This window comes from Levilactobacillus parabrevis (assembly GCF_044051715.1).
Lineage (GTDB): Bacteria > Bacillota > Bacilli > Lactobacillales > Lactobacillaceae > Levilactobacillus > Levilactobacillus parabrevis.
The window spans coordinates 2,437,664-2,463,250 of the sequence record NZ_CP168688.1 but is presented as its reverse complement, the minus strand read 5'-3'; the positions used below and the strand labels follow the sequence as shown (position 1 = coordinate 2,463,250).

22 protein-coding genes are annotated in these 25,587 nt (G+C 49.5%); 13 read left to right on the top strand and 9 right to left on the bottom strand.

The features are described 5' to 3' along the window. Nucleotides 1–72: 72 nt before the first annotated feature. Entirely contained in the window at nucleotides 73–687 is a 615-nt protein-coding gene (locus ACEPSU_RS11490; RefSeq protein WP_020089460.1) for a hypothetical protein, read from the bottom strand. A gap of 206 nt (nucleotides 688–893) precedes the next feature. Between ACEPSU_RS11490 and ACEPSU_RS11485 the strand changes: the two genes are divergently transcribed. Further along, on the top strand, nucleotides 894–1,757 hold the full coding sequence (locus ACEPSU_RS11485) for an aldo/keto reductase (protein WP_020089459.1): 864 nt from the start codon (nucleotides 894–896) through the stop codon (nucleotides 1,755–1,757). On the opposite strand, the gene ACEPSU_RS11480 is transcribed toward ACEPSU_RS11485, so the two are convergent. After that, on the bottom strand, nucleotides 1,758–2,147 hold the full coding sequence (locus tag ACEPSU_RS11480; protein WP_020089458.1) for a hypothetical protein: 390 nt from the start codon (nucleotides 2,145–2,147) through the stop codon (nucleotides 1,758–1,760). A 411-nt stretch (nucleotides 2,148–2,558) separates the two neighbouring features. On the opposite strand from ACEPSU_RS11480, the gene ACEPSU_RS11475 reads away from it, so the two are divergent. Both ACEPSU_RS11475 and nhaC read left to right on the top strand, forming a co-directional pair. Continuing rightward, the gene (locus ACEPSU_RS11475) at nucleotides 2,559–3,089 is read left to right on the top strand and encodes a GNAT family N-acetyltransferase (protein WP_395321762.1); all 531 of its coding nucleotides are present in this window, start codon (nucleotides 2,559–2,561) and stop codon (nucleotides 3,087–3,089) included. A 354-nt stretch (nucleotides 3,090–3,443) separates the two neighbouring features. Then, entirely contained in the window at nucleotides 3,444–4,901 is a 1,458-nt protein-coding gene (nhaC, locus tag ACEPSU_RS11470) for a Na+/H+ antiporter NhaC (RefSeq protein WP_395321760.1), read from the top strand. A 476-nt stretch (nucleotides 4,902–5,377) separates the two neighbouring features. On the opposite strand, the gene ACEPSU_RS11465 is transcribed toward nhaC, so the two are convergent. Then, a complete protein-coding gene (locus ACEPSU_RS11465) occupies nucleotides 5,378–6,025 on the bottom strand; it encodes a metal-dependent transcriptional regulator (protein ID WP_395321758.1) in 648 nt (215 codons plus the stop codon). 397 nt (nucleotides 6,026–6,422) lie between these two features. On the opposite strand from ACEPSU_RS11465, the gene ACEPSU_RS11460 reads away from it, so the two are divergent. From ACEPSU_RS11460 to ACEPSU_RS11450, 3 genes are all read left to right on the top strand, one after another. After that, nucleotides 6,423–8,006, top strand: coding sequence for an Nramp family divalent metal transporter (locus tag ACEPSU_RS11460; protein WP_395321756.1), 1,584 nt, complete (start codon nucleotides 6,423–6,425; stop codon nucleotides 8,004–8,006). Between the two features lie 3 nt (nucleotides 8,007–8,009). Beyond that, the gene (locus ACEPSU_RS11455) at nucleotides 8,010–8,441 is read left to right on the top strand and encodes a universal stress protein (RefSeq protein WP_020089453.1); all 432 of its coding nucleotides are present in this window, start codon (nucleotides 8,010–8,012) and stop codon (nucleotides 8,439–8,441) included. A gap of 179 nt (nucleotides 8,442–8,620) precedes the next feature. Continuing rightward, entirely contained in the window at nucleotides 8,621–9,052 is a 432-nt protein-coding gene (locus ACEPSU_RS11450) for a universal stress protein (RefSeq protein WP_020089452.1), read from the top strand. A gap of 396 nt (nucleotides 9,053–9,448) precedes the next feature. Here the strand turns inward: ACEPSU_RS11450 and ACEPSU_RS11445 are convergent, their stop codons facing one another. Next, a complete protein-coding gene (locus ACEPSU_RS11445; protein WP_020089451.1) occupies nucleotides 9,449–10,435 on the bottom strand; it encodes a GMP reductase in 987 nt (328 codons plus the stop codon). Nucleotides 10,436–10,459: 24 nt separating this feature from the next. Then, complete coding sequence (locus ACEPSU_RS11440; RefSeq protein ID WP_395321753.1) at nucleotides 10,460–11,746, bottom strand: adenylosuccinate synthase; 1,287 nt, start codon at nucleotides 11,744–11,746, stop codon at nucleotides 10,460–10,462. Nucleotides 11,747–12,019: 273 nt separating this feature from the next. On the opposite strand from ACEPSU_RS11440, the gene purB reads away from it, so the two are divergent. Both purB and ACEPSU_RS11430 read left to right on the top strand, forming a co-directional pair. Then, nucleotides 12,020–13,315 carry an adenylosuccinate lyase gene (gene purB, locus ACEPSU_RS11435; protein ID WP_395321751.1) on the top strand — a complete coding sequence of 432 codons (1,296 nt, stop codon included), beginning with the start codon at nucleotides 12,020–12,022 and terminating at the stop codon, nucleotides 13,313–13,315. A 26-nt stretch (nucleotides 13,316–13,341) separates the two neighbouring features. Beyond that, entirely contained in the window at nucleotides 13,342–13,572 is a 231-nt protein-coding gene (locus ACEPSU_RS11430; RefSeq protein ID WP_395321750.1) for a hypothetical protein, read from the top strand. A 318-nt stretch (nucleotides 13,573–13,890) separates the two neighbouring features. On the opposite strand, the gene ACEPSU_RS11425 is transcribed toward ACEPSU_RS11430, so the two are convergent. Beyond that, nucleotides 13,891–14,409 (bottom strand): tyrosine-protein phosphatase, encoded by a 519-nt coding sequence (locus ACEPSU_RS11425; protein WP_395361553.1) that lies wholly within the window; start codon nucleotides 14,407–14,409, stop codon nucleotides 13,891–13,893. A gap of 163 nt (nucleotides 14,410–14,572) precedes the next feature. On the opposite strand from ACEPSU_RS11425, the gene ACEPSU_RS11420 reads away from it, so the two are divergent. Continuing rightward, nucleotides 14,573–15,460, top strand: coding sequence for an alpha/beta hydrolase fold domain-containing protein (locus tag ACEPSU_RS11420; RefSeq protein WP_395321745.1), 888 nt, complete (start codon nucleotides 14,573–14,575; stop codon nucleotides 15,458–15,460). Nucleotides 15,461–15,771: 311 nt separating this feature from the next. Then, complete coding sequence (locus ACEPSU_RS11415; protein WP_395323408.1) at nucleotides 15,772–17,619, top strand: protease pro-enzyme activation domain-containing protein; 1,848 nt, start codon at nucleotides 15,772–15,774, stop codon at nucleotides 17,617–17,619. A gap of 380 nt (nucleotides 17,620–17,999) precedes the next feature. On the opposite strand, the gene ACEPSU_RS11410 is transcribed toward ACEPSU_RS11415, so the two are convergent. The 3 genes from ACEPSU_RS11410 to ACEPSU_RS11400 form a co-directional block, all read right to left on the bottom strand. Next, nucleotides 18,000–19,814, bottom strand: a complete 1,815-nt coding sequence (locus tag ACEPSU_RS11410) for a DUF5776 domain-containing protein (protein WP_395361551.1) — start codon at nucleotides 19,812–19,814, stop codon at nucleotides 18,000–18,002. Nucleotides 19,815–20,243: 429 nt separating this feature from the next. After that, nucleotides 20,244–20,900 carry a YitT family protein gene (locus ACEPSU_RS11405; protein WP_027825965.1) on the bottom strand — a complete coding sequence of 219 codons (657 nt, stop codon included), beginning with the start codon at nucleotides 20,898–20,900 and terminating at the stop codon, nucleotides 20,244–20,246. Nucleotides 20,901–20,969: 69 nt separating this feature from the next. Beyond that, the gene (locus ACEPSU_RS11400; RefSeq protein WP_395321739.1) at nucleotides 20,970–21,704 is read right to left on the bottom strand and encodes a gamma-glutamyl-gamma-aminobutyrate hydrolase family protein; all 735 of its coding nucleotides are present in this window, start codon (nucleotides 21,702–21,704) and stop codon (nucleotides 20,970–20,972) included. Nucleotides 21,705–22,295: 591 nt separating this feature from the next. Between ACEPSU_RS11400 and ACEPSU_RS11395 the strand changes: the two genes are divergently transcribed. The 3 genes from ACEPSU_RS11395 (at nucleotide 22,296) to glpK (ending at nucleotide 25,382) form a co-directional block, all read left to right on the top strand. After that, a complete protein-coding gene (locus tag ACEPSU_RS11395) occupies nucleotides 22,296–22,541 on the top strand; it encodes a hypothetical protein (RefSeq protein WP_020089441.1) in 246 nt (81 codons plus the stop codon). Nucleotides 22,542–22,718: 177 nt separating this feature from the next. Then, nucleotides 22,719–23,366 carry an endonuclease III domain-containing protein gene (locus ACEPSU_RS11390; RefSeq protein WP_395321737.1) on the top strand — a complete coding sequence of 216 codons (648 nt, stop codon included), beginning with the start codon at nucleotides 22,719–22,721 and terminating at the stop codon, nucleotides 23,364–23,366. Between the two features lie 498 nt (nucleotides 23,367–23,864). Next, nucleotides 23,865–25,382, top strand: coding sequence for a glycerol kinase GlpK (gene glpK / locus ACEPSU_RS11385; RefSeq protein ID WP_020089439.1), 1,518 nt, complete (start codon nucleotides 23,865–23,867; stop codon nucleotides 25,380–25,382). Nucleotides 25,383–25,587 lie beyond the last annotated feature (205 nt).

The following is a 25,587-nucleotide window of genomic DNA, read 5'->3' as shown; positions in this document are numbered from 1 at the left end:
ACCACTGTCATGCGAGTTAGAACCCGCGATTGTAGGCACAAAAAAACGCGAACGCTCCTGTGAGCGCCGCGTTTAACGGACAAACTGTAAATTGTAGTTTCCCTGACCGTCTGATGTAATCGTATAGGTCGTGTAGCCCGCCTGCAACCATTGGTTCTTAGAAGCTTGGGCCCAACTTTGGGCGTCCGCAACGGAAGAGAAGGTGTGCACGGAATCAAACGATGTCGGGTTCTGGTTACTTGCTGATGAACTCGACGTGCTCGTGTTGCTAGCGTTAGACGACTTAGTCTGCGCTTGGTTGAGCAGTTTTTGTTCGCGTGCTTGGACGGCACTATTCGATTCATCGTTGATAACATTTTGTAGCTTTTGTTTTTGCGAAACGGTAAGACCGTTATCATTGTAGCCATCGTACTTGTCTTTGAAACTTTCGTAGGCGGACTGCTCGGAAACGGACGATGCCTTAGCTACGAGTGAGGCACTGTTGCTCGATGACGAGACGGTATTGGATGCGGAATTGTTATGGTGAGTGATACCTAAGACCAACAGGATAGCGATGGCCAACGTTAATAACGTCATAACCCAGGGCCACCAGCGCCGCGGCTTACGAGGCCGTTGACGCATGGGGCGATTAGGATCTTGATTAAAATTATACCGTTGTACGCGTGATTTTGGTTCTTGGTTGTTCAACTGAAAAACCTCCATGTCAGAAACGGTGTGAAAAAACAAGTTTGCCGCCGTAACGACAAACTACCACACCTTCCATAGTAACGCAAAACGGGCGCAGAAGAAAATTTTAGCCCTAAATTTTACTTTTTATCCAGCTTTCTTACCGCGAAAACTGCCAGCATATTGTATGATGGTAGTGGAACTAAGTTTGAAAGGTGGTTTTTATTTTGCATAATGACATTCCTGAATTACCTCTAAATAATGGCAACCGGATTCCTCAACTCGGCCTGGGTGTTTTCCAAGTCGACAACGCCGAAGACACGAAGAACGCGGTCAAGTGGGCCTTGGCAGCCGGCTACCGGCACATTGATACGGCGGCTTACTACGGTAACGAGCAGTGGGTCGGCGCAGCGATTCGCGAGAGTGATGTGAAGCGTGAGGATATTTTCGTCACTTCCAAACTTTGGAACAGCGTCCGTGGCTACGACGAAACGAAGCAGGCCTTCCAGGAGACGTTGGACAAGTTGGGATTCGACTATCTCGACATGTTCCTGATTCACTGGCCAGCTCCCGGCTACGCTGAAAGTTGGCGGGCCATGGAAGACCTGTACAAGGCTGGCAAGATCAAGAACATCGGGGTTTCCAACTTTAATCAAGCACAACTTGAGAAGTTAATGGAAACGGCCACAGTCAAGCCTGTCGTCGACCAGATTGAAACGCACCCGTACTTCCAGGAAGATGATCTGCACGCCTACCTGGAAACGCAAGGTATCCTGCACGAAGCCTGGAGTCCATTGGGTGGGGGCAACAACAATGCGTTGACTGACCCCGTTATCAATGAATTGGCCGCGGCCCACGATGTGAGCGCCGCCCAGATCATTTTGCGCTGGCACATTCAACGCGAAGAGATTGTGATTCCTAAGTCCATTCATGAGGCACGGATTCAACAGAACCGCGATGTCTTTGCCTTTGGCCTGGATGAGGATGAGATGCGGGCGATTAGCGACCTGGATGCCGGCAAACGCGTGGGTCCAGATCCAGCCGATGAAGCCTGGCTCAAGAAATCGCAGACGTACTCTAGCCGTAAGTAATTAACGGTAGGGTGGAATGTTCTGATCCTTAGCGAGCACCTCTAGCTGGTCAGTCAACTGGTTGACGACGGTGAGGGGGACTTTCGCAAAGGGACTGAAGATACGGGGATGGTCCGGATCGGGCACATCCTGAGTTTCCTTTAATTTAGATACCATCGAGACTAGGTCATCCTTGTGATAGCCTAGTTTTTTGGCGTAATAAATAACTTCACGGTAACTGACGTTTTTAAAGTAAAAGTAATAACAAAGCCCGGCCACGGTAAAGTACCAGAAGATCGTCCACTCCAGGCCAACCTGACTAGGAGCGATGAAGCCGGTAAAGATCGCGATGAGGACAAAAGCTACGTAGATTAATACGGAGAGGCCAGCCCAACGCTGTTTGGACGTCATAAGATTCAGCTCGATTCTTGAATGATTGCGTTTAGTTTACGGGGTTATGGGATAGATTTCAAGTTATTTTCGGTGATAAGTTAGTGAGAGTTCAAACAGCTAGCTTCACTAGTAGGTATTTAGATGACTGTTATATAGAAAATAGTTCTCGCAAGGCTTTTCAAAGTGGAGAGATACTTGAGAGCGAGTGATTGAAATTCATAACTTGGTTAAGAGCATACTTAGCCGGAGGAGGTCGTCCCCACAGCAGGTGGAATCCCTGGCAGCCGCAGGCACATGCTCCTAACCAGGTTAGTTAAATTTCAGTAAACAAAACCATCAATACCAAACGAAAATTTCGCATTTAATGGTGAGTCGTGTATAATAACACAGTATTGTTGCAGACCGCTTTGGAAATGAGAGGTAGACGAATTGAATTTGAGTTTTGAAACCATTCAACCGGAAGATTTTAAACAGGTAGACCAATTGGTTGCGGCGGCGTTCACACCCGCTCAAGCCAGTGCCGGTACCGAGGGAAATCTGATTCACCGGCTACGGACGACCTACGATTATCAACCAAGCCTAGAAGTTGTGGCTAAGCCAGAGATTGACACGGTCGTGGGCCACGGTCTATTGAGCCCCGTGACGATTCGTGGTAACCGCCACACGACTACGATTCTTGGGCTGGCTTCACTGGTCGTTGCGCCGGAGTGGCAGGGCCAAGCTATTGGTAGTCAACTCTTAAGTGAATTGGAAGCTCGCGCTCGGCTGGCTGGCTTTGCGGCCGTCAGCGTGGTAGGGGATATGAACTTCTTTGGTGGCCGTGGCTATGTGATGGCAGAAGATTTTTCAATTCATAATAGTTTGGCAGTACCGATGGGCAGTCACCTTATCAAACCGTTGACGGCTGGGGCGTTAGCTCATGTTGGCGGGATGTTGGAATACCCAACCTCACTAAAATAAATTTTTGATTAGAGGTTGACGACACTTTCTCATCGTGCTATTATCAAATCAATCAAACAACGAACGCTAATTTCCATTACCAAGTAGCGTGTCATCTGTGTGTCAGAAAGTCGGTGGTTGCTGCGAACCGATCAGGGTGATTACGACGAAATACAGTGGAATGTCCTGCTCCGGCAGGCGGATAATAACTAGAGCCGTTACCATCTAGTGAGTGGAGTTACTGGGTCTAGAACCAGTGGCTCAAGCTGGGTGGTACCACGGTTGAAGTCTAAATCGTCCCTGTTGCAATGTTGATTGCAGCGGGGGCGATTTTTTTATACATAAACTAGGCATAAACAAAGAGGAGCGATTTCTATGAAAGAACAAAACAAGCGAGCATGGAAGCCAGTTAGTTTTGGCGAAGCAATGATTATTCTGTTAGCAATGTTACTGATTATGGGTTTAGGCGTTATCAAATTTGGCTTATCACCAATGACGCCGGTGTTACTGGTTATCGCCTTAGTTATCCTGTGGGCCAAGATTCGTGGGGCCGAATGGGATGATATTCATAACGGAATTATCGAAGGTATTAAGACCGGGATTATTCCAATCTTTATTTTCATCCTGATTGGGGCGTTGATCAGTGTTTGGATCGCCGCTGGGATTATTCCATCCATGATGGTCTTCGGGTTCCATTTGATTTCAGCACAGTGGTTTGTACCATCCGTTTTCTTAGTTTGTGCTATTGTTGGGACGTCCATCGGGAGTGCCTTTACCATTATCTCCACGATTGGGATTGCCCTGTTCGGGATGGGAACCACGATGGGCTTTAACCCCGCATTAGTTGCTGGGGCCATCATCTCCGGTGCGATCTTCGGTGATAAGACGTCACCACTGTCCGACTCGACCAACTTGGCTTCTGCCATTGCCGAATCCGAATTGTTCGCTCATATCAAGAACTTAATGTGGTCCACGATTCCTGCCTTCCTGGTTTCCTTGGTGCTGTACTTCATCTTAGGGACGGGTTCATCCGATGCTAACGCAATGGGCAAGATTAACAAGACTATTGCAACTTTGAGCGCTAACTTTTCTATCACTTGGTGGGCTGCTTTACCAATCGTTGTCATGTTCGTCTGCGCATGGCGGAAGGTCCCAGCGATTGCCACGTTACTGTTAAATGTTGGGCTAGGGATCGTCATGTTATTCATCGAAAAGCCATCAACGTCATTGAGCAGTGTTGCCACGATGATCGAATCTGGTTTCGTTTCTAAGACTGGTAATGCCAGTGTTGACGCTTTACTCTCTCGTGGTGGGATTAGCGCCATGATGTCTACGGTTTCACTGATTATCTTGACACTGACCTTAGGTGGTCTGTTGATGAAGTTTAACATCATTCAAACGGTAATGGTGCCATTGGCTCAACGCCTGAAGAATACGGGCTCCGTGGTCACCGCCGCTATCCTTTCCGGAATCGGTGTGAACGTGTTCGTTGGGGAACAGTACCTCTCTGTTATCTTACCTGGGAAAGCCTTCAAGCAAACCTTTAACGACCGTGGCTTGGACAACTTGGCCTTGAGCCGGGTTCTTGAAGATGGTGGGACTGTGATCAACTACTTGGTTCCATGGGGGGTTGCCGCCGTCTTCGCCGCTAACACGCTGGGTGTTTCCACGCTGGCATACCTGCCATTCTGTTTCTTCAGTCTTCTATCACCCGTCTTCTCCATCCTCAGTGGGTTCACTGGTGTTGGGTTGAAGCGTCTGCCATCATCTGATGACAGCAGCGCCACTGCCGCAACCGTTGCGACGCAAGCACGCGAAGGCCAAGGTGCCTAAGCGACAAGTTGCGCTATGGTCGCCTGCGGCTGTCAGGGATTCTGCCACTGTGGGGACCGCCTGCAGCCGAAAAACTGGCTTCCGGCTCGGTTTGAAACCTCACCAAATTGCGGGTGAGTTTCCAAACACGTCCCACGCTGTAAGTCCGGGGAGAACCAAGCGCCCGGTCTAACAACGTCGTCACGGTTGGCGCCATCCCTGCCATCCTCCGGCTGAGATAGTAGCGCAACTTGAACACTTGGTTGGTTACGAAGACTCACTTGGCGTTCTCATCTGGTCATCTAATAGTCGATGATAGTGGTACTGGTAGTAGTCAATCCTGTCGTATCAGGTCGGTGTTATTTGAATTTTAAGTAAATTGTATCATTAACGTGTTGCCACATGTGTGGGCCACCCGTGAACGACTAGACGTCGCGGGTAGGCAATGCGTCAATAATAATTGAATCGTATCCTCTGGAAGGCGTGAGCAAGTTAGCTCACGCCTTTTTCGTGTAGATGTAGTCCGCGGCCTGGTCGTTGAGCGTGTATTCTTGCTGTTGAGCATCTTCTAAGTAAAGCAGGTTGAGGCTGGCATCGACCTTGGTGACCTGAAGGGGTACGCCAAAGGGAAGGCCCAGATGCTGCAGGTAGTCGACCAGCGCGGCTGACTCCAAGTAGCTGGTGAGAACCACGATTGTTGGCACGCTGACGGCGCTTAGCCGCGTGATGGGGGAATCATCAAGTATCTGAGTAGGGTTGAGGCTACCGCCAAATGGACTGTGCTGTGGCGCGCCCAAGTAGTGATTGAGGGCCAGCGCCGTCTCAGCGGTCAAGTCGGCCGCCATGCCCCAAGCCTGACCTGGGACCGCAATCAGTGGTAGATGAAGCTTTTGTACCAGAAAGGTCTCACAGAGCCGGTAATGGCGTAGAAGCTGGCAAGCAAGCTGTTCACCAGTTGGCGTGAGGGTGACGCCGGTATAGCGCCGCCGGTTGACGAGACCGGCGTGTTCTAGTGAACGGGTCATTTCGGTCACGGTGGCGGGTGAGACGTTGGCAAAGTGAATGATTTGTTTATTGCTGACACGTGGCCGGGCAAAGTTACACTCGGCAATGATCTTTATGTAGGTATTTCGATGGTTCAACATCCAATCAGCTCCCTGGTAAAGTTAAAATAGTTAAGTATCCCTAAAAAATATATTCTCCAAATAAAATTTTAAGGCTTCTGTGGTGTGGACGCAACTTTTTCTAGTCGTCATGACAAATGGGTAATGAAAGTTCACTTTATTTTATAGACAAAACGCCGGATAATGGGCATTTAAGTGGTGCGTTGTTTGGGACGCCCAAAAAATATTTGTTGAACGATTAGGTTAACTTGTGAATCTGGAAAATGGGGACTGACTGGGAATGAAACCGCTTAATAACCATACTATTATCTTAATATATCTTTATATTAAAGTTAAGGTGACCTAAAAAAGTATTTGCAAAGGTTAACTTTTACGTTACAATGAACCCGTTGGAAATTTTAAGGAGGAGGCTTTTAACATGAGTGACACTGTTAAAAAGCACAAGTTGATCGAATATGCCAACGGCCGTTCATTGGAAGAAATAAACGGTACTGTGGCTGTTCCTAAGAATATTAGTTTTTGGAAGGCGTTGTTCATGTATTCGGGGCCTGGCGCACTGGTTGCGGTGGGATACATGGATCCCGGAAACTGGTCCACGTCGATTACCGGTGGGCAAAACTTCCAATACCTGCTGATGTCCATCATCTTGATCTCAAGTTTGATCGCGATGTTATTACAATACATGGCGGCTAAACTTGGTATCGTGAGTCAAATGGACTTGGCGCAGGCGATTCGGGCACGTACGAGTAAATCACTCGGAATCGTGCTCTGGATCATGACCGAGTTTGCTATCATGGCGACGGATATTGCCGAAGTCATCGGGGCAGCGATTGCCTTGTACCTGTTATTCCACATTCCATTGGTCATTTCAGTGTTTATCACCGTATTTGATGTCTTGCTATTATTGTTGTTGACCAAGATTGGATTTCGGAAAATCGAAGCAATTGTTGTGTGCTTGATTCTGGTGATTCTGTTAGTCTTCGCCTATCAAGTGGCTTTATCCAAGCCTGACTGGGCGGGGGTCTTTGCTGGGTTAGTTCCTAACGTTAAGACGATTTCATCCTCACCAACAGTTGGTGGTCAAACGCCAATTAGTGGGGCCTTGGGTATCATTGGGGCGACGGTTATGCCACATAACCTCTACCTGCACTCCGCGATTTCACAAACGCGGCAGATCAACCACAAGGATGAAAATGACGTTGCTCGGACAGTGAAGTTCGCCAGCTTGGATTCTAACATTCAACTGACACTGGCTTTCTTCGTCAACGCTTTACTCCTAATCATGGGGGTTGCCGTCTTCAAGAGCGGTGCCGTCAAGGATCCTTCCTTCTTCGGGCTGTTCCAAGCATTGTCTGACACTAACACCATGAGTAATGGTTTGCTGGCTGGTGTTGCCAAGACGGGTGTGCTTTCCACTTTGTTTGCGGTTGCTTTACTGGCTTCTGGGCAAAACTCCACGATTACCGGGACCTTAACCGGTCAAGTTATCATGGAAGGGTTCGTCCACATGCGGATGCCACTGTGGTTACGGCGACTGGTTACCCGGTTGATTTCCGTTATTCCAGTGTTGATCTGTGTCATGTTGACCAGTGGCAAGAGTGCCATTGACGAACACACGGCACTTAATGACTTGATGAACAATTCGCAAGTCTTCCTGGCGTTTGCCTTGCCATTCTCAATGCTCCCGTTGTTGATGATGACGGATAGTAAGTTGGAAATGGGTAAGCGGTTCAAGAACTCCTGGTGGATCAAGGGACTGGGCTGGTTCTCAGTACTTTTGCTGACCGGCTTAAACCTGTACAACATGCCCGCTTCAATCGTGGCTTTCTTTGGCAATACGCCATCTGCTAGTCAGACGACTATGGCCAATGTGATTGCTTGGGCGCTGAACCTGGCAATCATTGCATTGCTGGCTTGGACCGTTTGGGAGCTACATCGCAGTGCCAAGCGGATGGCCCTTGAAGCCGCTACCGATGCTCAGCCACTACACAAGGAGGACTAACTCATGGCAAAAACGTTTGAACGGATTTTAGTTGGGGTCGATGACTCCGCAGATGCGCTGTTAGCCTTTAACTATGCGACGCATCAGGCGAAGCGAGACGATGCGGAATTGATCATCGTTTCCGTATTGGAAAGTGACGATATGAATGTCTATCAGGCATTGGACTCCGATTATGTTCATGGTGAGCACCGTGAATTGGAAGAACACGTTGCCACGTATCAACAGCGGGCTTTCGATGCTGGCGTCGCCCGGGTACGAATGGTCGTCGCCGAGGGTGATCCCGGTGAAACCATCGTCAAGGACGTGATTCCTCACGTGAAGCCGGATCTGTTAATTGTGGGGTCCGAGTCCAAGAAGGGCGTCCGGCGTCATTTTGGGAGTCAGGCCGCCTATATGGCAAAATACGCGCCAATCTCAGTGTTAGTGATCCGCTAATAAGTTGAATTATCGAAGTCGCTATACCGGTAACACCCGGTATAGCGGCTTTTTTCATGACTAGTGGTGATGATGCCCCGCAACGATATCCCTAAAATGAGTCACTTAATGGTAAATGCGCGTACACTAGCGGCGATAAGAGAGTTAGTCGTGAAATTGATTTGAGGGAGGGATGGCTGATGGCAACCACGTTTAAACGAATTCTAGTTGGTGTCGATGATTCCAAGGACGCGCTGTTAGCATTTGATTACGCCATTTATTTAGCAAAACGCGATGACGCGGAATTGGTGATTGTCTCGGTATTGGAGAACCAACAGATGAATATTTATCAGACGTTGGACACGGACTTTATCCATGGTGAGTATGCTGACCTGGAAGAACATGTGCGGGAATACAAGAAGCAGGCGCGGGAGGCTGGTGTCGCGGACGTCCGCATGATGGTGGCTGAGGGTGAACCCGGCGAGACCATCGTTAAGGATGTAATTCCGGCGGTGGACCCGGACCTGTTGATTGTGGGGTCGTTGGCAAAGAAGGGTGTCAGTCGCCACTTCGGTAGCCAAGCGGCTTACATGGCGAAGTACTCGCCGGTATCAGTATTAGTGGTTCGATAGACTTACCACCTGCGATCCAATTGGCTAAAAGTGCCGCCTATGGCTGCCAGAGATTCCACCTGCTGTGGGGACCGGTCCAAGCCAAAGAGCGGTCTTGAACCTCGACTTGAAACTTCGCCAAAATCGCGAGTTTCCAAGCGCGTCCCATAGTGTAAGAACGGGAAGAACCAAGCACCCGCCCTAACACCATTTGCACGGCTGGTTCCATCTCTGGCCGCCTTCGGCTAGCATTTGTCGCTGATGGTCATGAGGATTGTAATGTATCGTCAATAACAACAATGGCTACTATAAACGCTACCCCTGAAAATCAGTTAGATGCTGGTCTTCAGGGGTAGCTTTGTGTGTGATTTTAGAGTATTTCAATGGGGCACTGGGTTAAGTGAGACACGACGATGACTAGTAGCTATCGCCGTTCATGATGGAACTCTTGACGATGACGTAGTCCACGGTCCGAATGTCCAGTAAGTTACGGCCACCGGCGTAGGAGATTGAGGACTGGAGGTCTTCTTGCATCGCATTAAGTGTGTCAGCGATGTCGCCACGGAATGGGACTAACATCTGCTTGCCTTCGACGTTTCGGTAGGCACCCTTTTGCTTTTCGGATGCGGAACCCCAGTATTGTTTGAAGGTCCGACCGTCGATGGTCAGCAGGCTACCAGGTGATTGTTGGTGTCCGGCGAGCATTGAACCAATCATGACCATGCTAGCGCCGAAACGAACGGACTTGGCGATATCACCGTTGTAACGAATTCCGCCATCAGCAATGATCGGCTTCCGAGCAGCCTTGGCACAGAGCCGAAGGGCGGCTAGTTGCCAGCCCCCGGTCCCAAAGCCAGTCTTGAGCTTGGTGATGCAGGCCTTACCGGGACCGATGCCGACCTTGGTAGCATCAGCACCAGCATTCTCGAGTTCACGGACGGCTTCGGGCGTCCCCACGTTGCCGGCAATAACGAAGCTATCAGGGAGCTTGTCCTTGATCTGCTTGATCATCCGAATGACGGCGTCACTGTGACCGTGGGCAATATCGATTGTGATGTATTCGGGCACTAAATCAGCAGCCGCCAGTTCGTCGATAAAGGCGTGTTCATCAGCCTTGACGCCGACACTAATGGAAGCAAACAGTGATTTTTCGTGCATCCGTTCGACGAACCCCCGGCGTTCCTGGGGTTGGAAACGGTGCATGACGTAGAAGTAGTCGTTTTGCGCAAGCCAAATGGCTAGTGGTTCGTTAATGACGGTTTCCATGTTGGCAGGGACCACGGGAATCTTGAAGCGGTGGGGGCCAAATTCAATACTGGTATCGGCCTCGTGACGGCTTTCAATAATACATTTGTTGGGAATTAATTGGATATCTTCGTAATCAAATACTTCGGCAGGATGCATGTAAGGTCACTCCTTGTTCGTGAATTAGGCGTTCCAGACGTCTTGTAAAATATTCGTTTGTTCGCGGTCGGGACCGACGGAAAGGGTCGCAATGTCAACGCCGACCAATTCAGCCAAGCGCTTGACGTAGTTCTGTGCGTTAACGGGCAGGTCTTCTACGGAATGGCAATTGGTGATGTCTTCGGTCCATCCTGGAAGTTTATCGTAAATGGGTTGGCAAGCGTCCAGATCAACCAGACTAGCTGGGTAATGATAGATAGTTTCGCCGTTGAGTTCATAGGCCTTGCAAATTTTGACAGTCTTCAAGCCAGTCAGGACGTCCAGGCAGTTCAAGGACAGACTAGTCAGACCGGAAACACGCTTGGCGTGGCGAAGAACAACGCTGTCGAACCAGCCAATTCGACGAGGACGCTTGGTCACAGTCCCGTATTCGTGGCCGGTTTCGCGGATGGTATCACCAATCTCATCAAATAATTCAGTTGGGAATGGGCCATCGCCGACCCGAGATGTGTAAGCCTTGCAGACACCGACAACGTGGTCGATCTTGGTTGGGCCCACACCAGCACCGATGGTTACCCCACCAGCAACTGGGTTTGAAGACGTGACGAAGGGATACGTTCCGTGATCGATATCTAACATGACCCCTTGAGCGCCTTCAAACAGCACGTTCTTGCCGGCGTCTAACGCGTCGTTGATGACAACGGACGTATCGGTCACGTGGCCTTTGATTTGTTGACCGAGAGCATAATATTTTTCAAAAATTTCATTAAAGTCTAACGGTTCTTCATTATAGAGTTTCGTTAAGACGTTGTTCTTTTCAATTAAGTTTTGGCGGAGCTTGTCGGCGAAGATATCGTGATCGAGCAGGTCAGCCACCCGGATACCGATACGTTCGGCCTTATCCATGTAGGCAGGGCCGATACCCTTGTTGGTCGTCCCAATTTTATTTTCCTTCATCTTCTCTTGCGCTTGATCCAGCAAGATGTGGTAAGGCAGAATCACGTGAGCTCGGTCGGAAATCCGGAGATTATCCGTAGATACGCCGTTTTCGTGCAGGTATTCGAGTTCTTGAACCAGTGATTGGGGGTTCAAAACAACACCGTTACCAATAACACTGGTCTTGTCGGCGTAGAAGATTCCTGAGGGAATCAGCCGCAGTTTAAACGTTTGACCATTGAAAACAATCGTATGACCGGCGTTGTCACCACCTTGGTAGCGGGCAATGACATCAGCCTTCTCACTTAGAAAATCCGTGATCTTTCCTTTACCTTCGTCGCCCCATTGGCTACCAACTACTACTGTTGATGACATAACAACACCTCATTACTTTATTTTGCTAGGCCGAACACCCAGCAAGAATAAGTGTAACAAGTTCGGAATTAAAAAGCAACCGAAAAGCGAACTATTTTTATATTTATATCCAATAAAGTTCTATTTATTTCGATATAAAACTAATTATCCCGTAGTTCCATTCGAAATAACTAGCTAAAATGGGATAATCTATGGTATCATTACTACTGGAGCATCATGAGCTATTAATGAAATAATGTTCGGGTTTTAGTCCGTATTTATAGGAGGAAACGCATGTTAGAACGTTATACCCGACCAGAAATGGGTCAGATCTGGTCATTGGAAAATCAGTATAAATCCTGGCTGGCAGTCGAGATTGCCATTGACGAAGCTTGGGCGCAACTGGGCGAGGTCCCAGAAGAAGACGCCCGGAAGATTCGGGCCAACGCGACCTTTGACGTGGACCGCATTGCCGAGATTGAAGCAGTGACCCATCACGACATGGTCGCTTTTACGCGAAACGTCTCGGAATCACTCGGTTCCGAACGGAAATGGATTCACTTTGGCGTGACGAGTACTGACGTAGTGGACACAGCACAGGGCTACCGACTCAAGCAGGCCAATGTCGTGATTCGCCAAAGCCTAACCGACTTGATTGCGACATTGAAGACCCTGGCGCTGCAATATAAGACGACCGTCATGATTGGTCGGACTCACGGGGTTCAGGCTGAGCCCACCACATTTGGACTGAAGATGGCCCGCTTCTATGAAGAGATGCAACGTAACCTGAAGCGTTTTGACCAAGCTGCGGCCGAAGTTGAAACGGGGAAAATCAGTGGGGCCGTTGGAACCTTTGCCAACGTGCCGCCCGAGGTAGAAGCATTCGTGTGCGACCAACTTGGCATCACGCCACAGCCCATCGCAACGCAGGTGCTTCCGCGAGATCTACATGCGAACTATGTGGCGACACTAGCCTTGATTGGCACCAGTGTGGAAAATATTGCTACCGAGATTCGCGGGTTACAGCGTTCGGAAATTCATGAAGTCGAAGAACACTTTAATCCCGGGCAGAAAGGGTCTTCGGCAATGCCACACAAGCGAAACCCAATTGGTTCGGAGAATGTGACCGGGTTGGCGCGAGTCTTGCGCGGGACGATGGTTACGGCGTACGAAGACGTCAGTTTGTGGCACGAACGGGATATTTCCCACTCTTCGGCCGAACGGATGATTTTACCAGAAAGTACGACGTTGCTGGATTACATGTTGCACCGAATCAACCGGATTTTAAGCAATCTGGATATCTTCCCGGAAACGATGAAGGCGAACATGAACCGGACGTACGGCCTGATTTATAGCCAACGGTTACTGTTAAAGTTGATTGAATCAGGACTCAGTCGAGAAGACGCCTACGATCTGGTGCAGCCGCTAACGGCACAGGCTTGGGACCAACAGATTCAGTTCCGACCATTGGTAGAAGCTAATTCCGAAATTACGGCGCGCTTAACGCCGGATCAAATCGAAGATGCCTTTGACTATCACTATCACTTACGTCGGGTGGACTATATTTTCCACCGTTTAGGCTTAGACTAGCGCACATTCTAGGGGGAACGGATACCATGAAGACGACTTATTCAGTGACTGACGCACAGCAGAATTTGCCAGCACTCATGCAGGCAGCCAGCACAGGGACGCCCGTTAAGATTGAAACCACGGCGGGCAAGCAACAGGGCGCCGTTCTCCTGAGTGAGGCGCGTTGGACGGCCATTCAACGGCAACTTGCCGGTCAAGAACCAGAGGATGAACTGCACCACCGTCAGGATTTCTACCGGGCGTGGGGGCGACTATAAGGTGACACAAACGAAAAGAACCGCACCGTCTCGGGGAGAGAACAGTGCGGTTCTTTTTTATGAGGAGTGAGGTCACTTAGGGGGAGTGACACTCAGTTTAGAGGAGTTGGTTAGGTTTGAGGGAACCTAACCAGAATACGATTCTCTTAAGGGGGAGAGAATCTTAAAGGGATTGGGGTAAATAGAATTTGACTAGTAACAGTTACTGGCTAATTACTATGGTTATTACTATACCCGGAGTTTGTGAATAGAAACGGGGGAAACCTGTGACGACTTTTTGACAATTTGTTAAAGGAATTCTAAACGTGTGAAGTTTCTTTAATCTTGCGCATCAAAGTAGGCCCCCATCCCAGTTCGGTCTTTACCAGCCGTACAGTGGAACAGCACAGCCTTATCCGGTTGGTCGTTTGCCAGTAACGTTTCAAAGAAGTCGTGATAGGCGACCTGGGCAGAGCGCAGCGTCATCATTTGCCGGTAGACGTCCAGCATGTGATTGTGGCCGGATTGGTCATCAGTTGAGAAGCGTTCTTCCAATTGTTCCTGTGAAGCGGAGGCATCCGTCTCGTCATCGGCAGGGAAGACGGGGAGAAAATGATAGTTCACGCCAGTGGGCACCTTGTCGGGTGACTGAAGCTGTTCGTCCTTGGAACGAAAATCCACATCAGCCACGACACCGTAATCAGTGAGGTGCTGTTGATCGGCGGGGGTGAGGTCAGCCAGGCCAGCAGTCCGAATCAATTTATGCCATTTGACTGTGTGCCCGTCGATCGTGGGATAACCCCCTAATTCTCTGAAGTTGAGGCCCCCAGTCACGGCGATAATTCGGTTGTTTGTCATTACTATTTCCACCCTTTCCTATCAGTTGCTACGCGTTCTATTTTAACGGTTTTTGCAAAAATTACCTAGTAATTGCTTCTGGGGGAAGCGCTTTTTCGCGAAACGCTGTATACTGGCATAAGGGCAAAGAGAATGAAGAAGGCAAAAAGATAGGGTGATAGTCGTGAGTTTGCGTGGGAAATGGTTACTCTTCAAGACCCAGCATAGTCAGCTCAAGCAGCAGATGCAGCAAGCATTTTTACAACCCAGTCGGCAGAACCGCGCCGTGGTACCCCAAAAATTTCCAGAATCCATCGTCACCAAAGAACGCGAAGTCTTTGGCGGTCGGATTCTCACCGCGGGTTCCGGTGCGCCGCTGCCCCAGCACGTGATTTTATTTCACGGCGGGGCCTACACCATGCAAGGGACGACGGGTCACCGGAAGCTAATGGTGACCATGATTCAGCAAGCCAATCTGCGTGTATCCTATGTTGATTACCCGTTAGTTCCCGAAGCCACCGTCGATCAAACGGTGACGTTTGCAATGAATGCCTATGAATATTTGCGGGCACAGTACCCAGACGACCAATTCTTCTTAATGGGGGATTCCGCTGGTGGTGGCTTGGCGCTGACCGTACTCCAACAATTGCAGGAGCACCAAGAGCCGATGCCAGCCGGGACCATCCTCGTCTCACCGTGGACCGATCTCAGTATGATGAATCCCGACCTCAACGTGGCCGCCAAGCACGATCCGTTTCTCACCTTGGCAACGTTGAAGAAGATTGGCTTCCAGTACGCCGGCAATCATCCGGTCACGGACCCCATCGTCAGTCCCATCTATGGAAACTTTGACGACTTGGGACCAATCATGCTGTACTATGGCACCAATGAATTGTTGTGGGCCGATGATCAGCGCCTGCTCCAGAAGTTGGAGACCGCTAGCGGGACACCGTTCACGGCCCACGTGATGAAGTCGATGTTGCATGACTACATCCTGTGGCCAGAATTGCCGGAATCAAAAAAGACTTTCAAAGAAATTAAACAGTTTATCTTAACCGGTGAACTAGAATAGCTATCAAAACGGGTAGTCACAACGTGAAATGGTTGCGACTACCCGTTTGCTTATCCCGAAAAAAGAGGATAGGCACTCTGTTTGATAGGGTAACTAATTGTGTCAATCACTGTTATCTGACCCCGTAACATGCATTGTAGCGGGGTATAATAAGCCTAATTGCAGATAACTAAAGAGTTGGAATTTTGTTGGCAGAAGGAGTGGAAACTTATGTCTTGGCTAATATCGTGGTTAACAATTAGCTTAGCCGCGGGCGACAATTTTTAACCACCCAGTTATTAGACGATATATATAGCAGTAGGAGGGATTAGATGAAGGGACGATTGATTTTAGCCAGCTTGTTAGTAGGGCTGGCCGGTTATGGTGGGGTGCAGGCCCAAGCGGCCGAAACCACCACGGTGGCAACACCTTACCGCGAGAGTGAATTAAGCAATTTGAAACAAGCCAAGCAGGTGTCGGCCGGTAAAACCATCACTTTGGACTTGGTCTTGAAGACCCGCAACGGGAGTAAGCTGACGTCGACGGCGCTGGCGGTCAATACCAAAGGCAATAAGCAATTTAAGAAGTACCTGACGCCCAAGCAATTCCGGCAAAAATTCGGGCAGTCAACGACCACAACGAAGCGGCTAGCCACTTACTTCAAGGCCCACCATTTAAAGGTGACGACCTACAACAACGGACTGATCATGCAACTGAAGGGGTCTGCTTCCGCCGTGAACAAGACGTTTGCGACTAAGCTGAAGACGGCGCGCTACCACGGTGAGAAGATTCAGTATTCCAAGAAGATACCCAAATTACCCAAGAATGTGGCCAAGCCCATCAAGGCGGTCGTTGGAATTACCAACATGGTCAAGCTTAGCAGTTTAGCGGATACGTCATCGACGAGTTCTGATGGGCCTACGAGTGATGGCGCACCGCAGAATTTCTTGACGCAATACAACGCGACAACTAAGGCCACCCGGGGGAACAAGGGGAAGGGCCAGACTATTGGTATCATTAGCTTTAGTAAGGTAGTCAAGTCGGACATTACCCACTTCTGGTCGGCCGAGGGTGTGTCGTCCTCAGCGTCACGGATCAGTGTGAAAGCAACTGGTGGCGATCATATCTGGGTCGATGTAGATCCTGGCAACGATGAGACCGCGTTAGACGTTGAGCAGGCGGGATCGATTGCACCGAAAGCTAAGATCCGCGTGTATACGGCATCTTTGAGTGATGTTGGCTGGATCAATTCCTTTGCCAGCGCTTTTGCGGAGAACAAGGCCAGTTCGTTATCGTTGAGCTGGGGCTTGTCGGAAGGGGTGCTTCAGAGCCTGAACAAGTACCATCTCCTGACGCCGCTCTACGGCACCATTATGAGTACGCTACTCGCACAGGGGGCGACTCAGGGAATTTCAACCTTTGCGGCGTCCGGGGATACCGGAGCCTACGGTGAAAGCTTAAAACGTGACGGTTCGACGACCGAAGGCATTTACGCCAACTTCCCAGCAAATAATCCGTGGGTCACCGCGACTGGTGGGACGACACTTCCCGTTGAAGGAACGTTGGCCAATGGTATCACGGTCAAGATCAATCAGGAACGAACCTGGGGTGGCGATTATCTCTTTGATGCTTATCAGAAGGACAAGACGTTCTTTACGAAAAATGACGAGCTGATGGGGATGCTCCAAGCCGGCAGTGGTGGTGGAATTTCCACACTCTACGGTACGCCGAAATACCAAAAGGGCGTCTCCGGGGTAAACACCTACAATGCGCGGCAATACCTGACGGCGAGTGGTCTACCTAACCTGAATACCAGCTTGATTCGAGGTAAGGCGAGCGGTCGAAATTATCCGGATGTCGTCGCGGATGCCGACCCACTGACGGGTTACGATTCTTACACACGTACCGATGGTTGGAACGTCATTGGTGGCACCAGCGTGGTCGCACCACAGTTCGCGGCTATGACAGCGGTCATCAACAGTAACCGAAGCAAGCGCATGGGATTATGGAATCCACAGATCTACAAGCTAGCCCAGACGTCGAAAACCCCATTCACCACGCTAGATGCCGCAACCAACAATGGCAATCTCTATTATGTTGGCCAACCCGGTAAGACGTACAATCAAGCCGCTGGGTTGGGGACGGTTGATTTTGGGAAGTTGGCAAGAGAGTATAAATAGAGTGCGGAACAAGGCGCTTAGACTCTGAGCACTAACGTCAATAAGGATAAAAGCCCGGGCCTGGCTTTTGTTCTTATTGGGGTTAAGCGCAGGAGTCTGCCTTGTGGAGCACGTTTTGGCAATGTGAAATTAGCGGAAATCTTTGAACAACTGGAATGGAATAAATATGGATTTTTGCTCTTGTTGAGATTGAATCACGTTTTAACAATATGAAATGTGTGCGAAAGTCCCTAAGCGGTCGTAATCTCTCTACAATATAAATGCCAAGCAAATACCCACAGAGAACAAGTCGCAATTTCCCAAGACAAATCCAATTAAACCAAACCAAAAAAGAACCGCCTCCCAATCCATTCGGGAGGCGGTTCTTCATATTTAAACTTCTATTTAAACACGCGAACTAACTGCTTTTTTCCAGTGATGTAGCCACCGGCAACTTGGTAACGCAACGTGTCACTCTTACTAAAGTTATTGGCGTTGGAGTAAGTCCAACCAGTCACTTTGAGGACAGCGTGAGCGGAGACATGCTTGTTCTGCTTCGTCAGGTTAGCCGTGCTGTAACGGTTCAGCGCGGTCTTGGTTTGAACGCGCTTAGGCATCGTTTGTTTACCGGACTGAACGAGCATCTTGTTGGCGGTAATGTAACGACCGTTGCTTAAGACGAAACGGGTCGTTAAGTTCTGGTTCACGATTTTCTTGACTTTTAGAACTTGGCCTTGCTTGTAGTGGGCCTTCTTGTTGGTCAGAGTCTTCTTGCTGTAGGCATTGACTCCTTTAGGATTAATCACGGTAATCGTCTTGTGCTTCGTTGCGTAGTAAACACGGCTGGTGTACTTGGCGTTGGCCGTGACGTAACCAGTCTTGCCGTTGGTCTTGCTGTGGTGATTGACGTCCTTAACTTGGTAACGCTTGACGCCGTTCTTGGACTTGGCGTAGCCGGTTACGACGAACATTGGCCGGTTGATCCGCGCTTTCTTAGCGTACCACTGCTTGCGAGCCTTGTTGGTGAAGGTGGCATGCTTGTAGAGCCCAATCTTCTTCGTGGCGTAAATGACGGTGCCTTCAGGTGCAATGGTATCGCCGTCCCCACCGCTGGTAATAACCGGAGCGTACGTGTAGGTCACGGATTTAGCAGTACTGCCAAAGGTTCCCGTCTCGTCACCGGTGGTGTTGGTCAAACCGTAGCCATCGATGTCGAGGGGTTCGGTCTTGTAGCTGTCCCCGAGCTTACCCGTTAGCGTCTTGTCTGGTTTCAACGTGTTACCTTGGTCATCGACGTAGTGGACGGTGACAGGTTGGCTGGCGCTGGGCGTTGGTGTTGGGTCGGGAATAGATGGCTTTTCTTCAAACCAGAAGCTGTAGGCCTGTATACCACTTATGAGTAAACCACTCATTTGGTAGGTACCGTCTGCTTGTTTGATATAGTAGTTGGACATTGGCTTGCTGATCAGTGAGGCCATTTGACGATAAGAGGCATCGGGGTCAAGCGTAGCGAGTTTATCATCTGAGTAGTTACTGAGGGGGGTATTAATGAGTAAGCTGTCATAAAGGGTACCCCCAACAGTGTCATAGATGTCTTCACTTTGGAACATTTTATCTGTGAGCGATAAGAGTCCCGCACCAACTGGTGAAGCTACCAATTTCTTTCGAAGTGAATTTTGGTAGTCGGATTGGAGCTGATCAAAGGTGATTTTTCCTTTATTTTTCTGCGCAACGTGACTAGCAAGCCATGCTACCGCGTATGGTTGTAGAGTTAACCCATCGAGCATCCCATCTTTTGTAAGCCCTTCTGCCGCGCCATAGGCATCATACATGTAATCGAGATAGGATTCATTTAAATCAAGGGTAATGGGTGTTTTCAACATTTGTTGAAGAGCACTTTGGTCAATAGTCATGTTAGGAATGTTAGTAGCCAATTCTTTCATATAATCATCGTTGTTGATTTCTGCTGCGGTTAGTACAGTAGGTGCATTCGGATAGGTGTAATAATTTGTATTACCATCTTTATCACTAACCACGGTATATGGCATTCCAATTGAGCCCACCTTAATTGTGGTTTCTGCGGGATCGCTAGCCTTAGTCGTGGTTGCGGTCGCATTATCTGTTGTTCCGGTGCTATCAGCGTGAACGACGCTGGGACTGATGACTCCCCCAAAGAGAATCAGTGCTAAGCCGGCAATTGTAATTTTTCTAGTCATTTTGAACATTTAGATCACCCCGTATACTTTTTGCTTCCTCATTGGAAAGCAGTATACCATAATTATAGTTGTAATATAAGTGCTAAAGTGGCTTTGTAATAGTAATGAAAACGGATTATTTGAAAATATAATGAGAAGAATAAAAGTTAAAACGTTAGTTGCACAAAGCAACTAAAAAGTGGTAATCGACTGATTAATAAACTGGAAATCGTTCATGCGTTGGCCGTTTTAAAAGAAAATTCATGTTAAAAGCTTGGTATATCAAGTAATTTTGCCACGATTGCTCACACATAGAAATGGTTTCAGGGGGGAATGGCTTGTATTGCGAGCGAAGATTGGTCAACCTCATTTTTTTCTATTAAAAAGAGGTTAGGACGGTAGGGTCTTAACCTCAAAATGCTTCAAAAAATTTTTTATTTGTAAAATATACTAAACATCTACGTGGTGTTTCAATCGTGGGAAGACGTGGTAGTCTGACCAGCCCATGACGGCGCCTTGCGCAACCAGTGCCAGCACCGTCCCAAAGCCGATAGCGTGCAGTTGGCCCGTAAAGATGTAGGACAGCACGATAATGGTAACCGGTGGGATGTAGCTCGTCCACTGGGCAATGACGGCGGACCCCTTTAGGAAACGGAACCGCAGAATGTAAGCCAAGTCATCGTTAGGATGCATGATGATATTGCACCGCTGATAGATGGACACGGCGGCTGCCACCCCGAAGAGGCCGATGATATCGACGATCACGCGGCCAGTCAGATTCAGCGTGTTGACCCCAATCCAGTTCCAGAAGTAGCCGATCCATTCGACTAGGTAACTGAAGGGGATGATGTAGAGGATGTTGGAGACGAATCGTTTACGGTCAAAGTGTCCCAGAAACAGTTGATTCATGATGGTGACCACGATCCCGTAGCCAAACAATGTGGTCCCTAGGGGCACGTGAATCCAATTCGCCAGGTTGACGGATGAACCAGTCCAAACGGCACTCCCAAGGTTGGTCGAAATGGTTAAGGCGTTAGCGGCGGAGTTTAAAAAGATGGAGAACACCAAAAAACGCATGCGTTGTCCAAAGTCTTGCATTTTCGCCACTTTCCGTCACCCTGCTTTCTCTCGTATACCCTTTAGTGTAGTTTACTTTTCCTGTAATGGGAAGTCTTTTCACAAAGTCGGTGTGCGCTTAGCTGCCCGTTGGACAAAGTTGGCGAAGATCTGGCGCGACTCTTCGTGATGCTTATACATGTTCTCCGGGTGCCACTGGACGGCCAGAATTTGGTCGCTGTCTGGTGACTCCAAGGCTTCGACGACTTGGTCATCAGCCGTTGCGGTCACCTGTAAACTGGGTGCAATGTCTTTAACAGCTTGGTGGTGCCGTGAATTGACGTAGGGCCGGGGGCCGACCAACGTGCTCAACATACTGTTGGGTGCAACCGTGATGTGGTGACTGGGCTGGTTACCCATGGCGGCCTGACTGTGTTTGATATAGGCGGCCTTGTCCTCACTGAGATCCTGGTACAAGGTGCCGCCTAGCCCAACGTTGATCAGCTGTAAGCCGCGGCAGATGCCGAGAATCGCCTTGTTGTTGGCGACGGCTTGTTTTAGGAGTTCAACTTCGAATAGGTCGCGTTTGCGATAGGTTTTGCCCAACCGAATGTGGGGTTCTTCATTAAAAAAGGTGGGGTCGACATCGGCGCCACCGAGGAAGAGTACCCCGTCAAAGAGAGGCAGGTACTCGGCAACGTCAGCCGGATCGACGCTCGGCAGAATGATTGGCAGGCCACCAGCTTTGACGATGGCCTCCACTGCGGGGCGCGGCGCAAAGGCAGCGTTCCGTTCGTTAATAATATTGGTGGCTTCGTCGAGGGTATCGGCGGGTAAAGCAATGCGTGGGCGCATAGCGTCGCTTCCTTTCAATTTCTTCATTGCGGGTTGATTCCGTCGCCTTACAGCGTCTCCGGGTCGGTTAAAATGGACTGGGTCGCTGAGGGCGGACGCCTAAAGCCCAAGAGCGGTCTTCAGGCTTGGGACTAAGCCACTAGAACCGTGTCTTAGTGCCACCAATTGTCTAAGCGGCAAAGACCGCCACTAAGACAATTCCCACAGCTGAGTCCATTTTAACCAACCCTACGACTCATACGGTGTTAACCTGCAATGAATCTCTGATAATTGGTCATATCTCATGGAAATCTAATATGATAATACTTGCCCAGTATACCCGTGGTGCTGAGGCTTTGTCACGCTTATTTGGCGATTTGCGGATTCTGGCTAAGTTGGGGCATAGTTATGTTGAAATTGGTGAGTCAATCGGGTGTTGACGGTGTCATTTGACGAGTCGTTTGCGGTCGTCGGCTGGGCATTGAAAACCTTAATGTAATTGATTTGGAAACGCTACCCAACCCGTAAAATTTTTTGACAAAATAATTCACAATTATTTTGAATAACCCTACAATGGAATAGTAGACAAAAAAATAAAGCGAGGTAAACATGATGACAGAACGACAAGTGATTCAAGAGATTTTGAATTCTGAAGCTGTTCTTTACAGCTTTGAAAACGTCGATGAGGATTCAAAGGAATACACGCTTTTACTGCAACGTCAAGATAAGGATGTTCGGCCCATTGAGGAGTTAAACGACGAAATCAAGAAGTATTTCGAAAGCGCTAACTTCCAGTACAAAGAAGAGTTGAATCCTGAAGGCGAAGGCGATATCCGCTTAGTCATCAAACGGGTTTGATCTTTACATATTCGCGGTTATGGTAGTGAATAGGTCGCAACAAATTTTAGACTTACCGGAGCTTGGGGGCTGACCTCAAGCTCTTTTTAATGCCATTAAAAGGGTGTTCGCTGGCAGATTGCGGTTGGTTTCGGTAAAATGGATAGGATTGATTTGACAGAATTGGAGGCAGGCAACGTGACGCTAGAAGAACTGTATCGCACGATGGCGAAGGAGATGGGGCCGCAACCCTGGTTGAAGCCCGGTACGCCGTGGGCCGAGACGCCGGTCGAAATCATGCTGGGCGCGATTCTGGTCCAGAACACCAATTGGCGTAACGTGGAGCCGTCACTGATCGCCCTCAAGGCACAGACGGGATTCAATCCAGCCAAATTGCGGGAATACACGCCGGATACGCTGATTCCCGTGATTCGCAGCAGTGGATTCTACCAACGAAAGAGTGAAGCGATTCTGGCGCTAGCAACTTGGTTGGGCGAGGCTAACGATGACTTAGCTGCGTTGAAACAGCGCGGTGGGGCCAGTCTCCGCGAAGAGCTGCTCAGTATTACGGGTATCGGCAACGAGACCGCCGATTACATCCTGATGTACACGCTGGATCACGGTACCTTCATGGTCGACACCTATGCGCGACGGTTATTCGGTTGGCTGGGTGCAACCATGCCCAAGACGTATCCAGCATTCCAGAAGAAGGTCATGGGTCAACTCGACTTCGCCTTGGCCGACTATCAGGAGTTTCATGCTCTGATCGACGAGTTCGGTAAGCAGATCAAAAATGATACCGATTTTGCCCAATCGTTTCTGGCGGGGAAACAGCTGACCATTTAGAATTGAAATTTCTGCTTGTGACTACTTAGAATTCTGTCTGCTGTGAGTTACGGTCGGCGTCACATCAGAGTTGGTAGGAGAGCCAGCGAGTTGTGTCCGTGTGGAGACCACAGAGCTGAGTAAAATATTTGGACACTTAGTTTTAAATCCATGTAAAGCCGTAGGGCCGGTGAAAATGGACTCAGCTGTGGGAATTGCCTTAGTGGCGGTCTTGGCCGCTTAGGCAATTGGTGGGTTGAAAATTCGGTTCTCAGAGGTTTCAACCCAAGCCTAAAGACCGGCCTTTGACTTTAGGCGTCCGCCCTCAGCGTCACGGTTCATTTTCACCGACCCGAAGGCAAGGCGCAGCGTACATGGATTTAAAACCTTAAGGAATTACCAAACCAGCGGGCACCCGATACAAAATCTGGTGTTTTCAACTGGGGTCGTGCTATGATAAGTGAAGTGAAATTGGAACCGCTTCCGATTCGAAAGCAGTTATGGAGGGAGTAAATACATATGGCACTTAAACAACCGGAAGATTATATTTTGGCGGTCGACCAAGGGACCAGTAGTACCCGGGCCATGATTTTTGATCGTACCGGGCGCAAGGTCATCGAGGGCTATAAGGAGGTTCCCCAGTATTATCCGCATGCGGGCTGGGTTGAATCCGACGCCAATGAGATTTGGAACAGTGTGCTCTCGGTGATCGCCAGTGCGCTCATCGACGCCTCAATTCATCCAGAAAACATTCAAGCCATTGGCATTAGTAGCCAACGGGAAACCACCATCGTGTGGGATAAAATTACCGGCGAACCGATTTATCACGCCATCGGTTGGCAAAGTCAACAAACGGCGAGTCTGGCGAAGAAGCTGGCTGCGGACGGTCGTGCCAAGGCCATCAAAGACAAGACCGGACTGGTGCTAGATGCTTACTTCAGTGCCACCAAGATTCGCTGGATTTTGGATCACGTGCCGGGAGCGCAGGAACGCGCCGAGAATGGCGACCTGCTGTTTGGGACGGTTGACAGTTGGCTGGCCTGGAAGCTCTCCGGGGGGAAGATTCACGTGACCGACTACAGTAACGCGAGTCGGACCATGCTCTTTAACATTCACGAGCTTGAATGGGATCAGGACATTTTGAACTGGCTCAACATTCCTGCTGCGATGTTGCCCGAAGTGAAGTCGAGTTCCGAAGTCTATGGGGTCACGCAGAATTTCCAATTCTACGGGGTGGAAGTGCCCATTGCCGGCCTAATCGGGGACCAATCGGCCGCCTTGTTGGGGCAACTGGCCTTAGAACCCGGGACTGTCAAGAACACGTACGGTGATGGGGCCTTCGTCATGATGAACACCGGGGATGAACCACAGACGTCCGAGCATAATTTGTTGACGACGATTGCGTATAAGCTAGACGGTAAGGTGACCTACGCGCTCGAAGGGTCGATCTTAGTGGCCGGTACCGCTTTAGCTTGGCTTCACGAAAGTATGAAGATCATCGACAACGTTCCCGAATCACGCCAAGCCGCGATGGCCTCGACCGATGAGGATGAAGTATACGTGGTGCCCGCCTTTAACGGCCTGGGTGCGCCATACTGGGATCCCGATGCTAAGGGGGCCGTCTTTGGCCTGTCGCGGGGGACGAACCGTAACGACTTCGTGAAAGCCACGCTCCAGTCGATTGCCTACCAGACCCGTGATGTTTTGCGGACCATGAAGCAGGATACCGGCATCGACATTTCCGAGTTGATGGCCGATGGTGGGGCTTCGCGAAACCGCTATCTGATGCAGTTCCAGGCCGATATTCTCGACACGCCGGTTCACCGAGCAGCCGATGAGGAGACCACGGCGATGGGCGCAGCCATTACGGCGGGCCTGGCCGTGGGTTACTGGAAGAGTCTGGATGAAATCAAACAGATTCGGACGGATGGTCGCTTATTTACGCCGAATATGTTGCCAGATCGGCGCGAACACCTCTATGCGGGGTGGAAACAAGCAGTGAAGGCGACACGGGCATTCAAGCCAGATAACCTGTAATGGGTCAACATTAAATCTAAGCGCTTATTTATGAGGAGGCAGTTCTGGTTGGAACTACCTCCTTACTTATTACTAATGTAAAGTTTGAGGATTCTGTCGCATGTTTTTGCAAGATAAGAGTAAAAATCGTTTTAGTATCGAATTGATTGGGAGCGTTATGGATTAAGATGTCAGTAAACAAATGCCGCCGTGAGGGTAATCACGG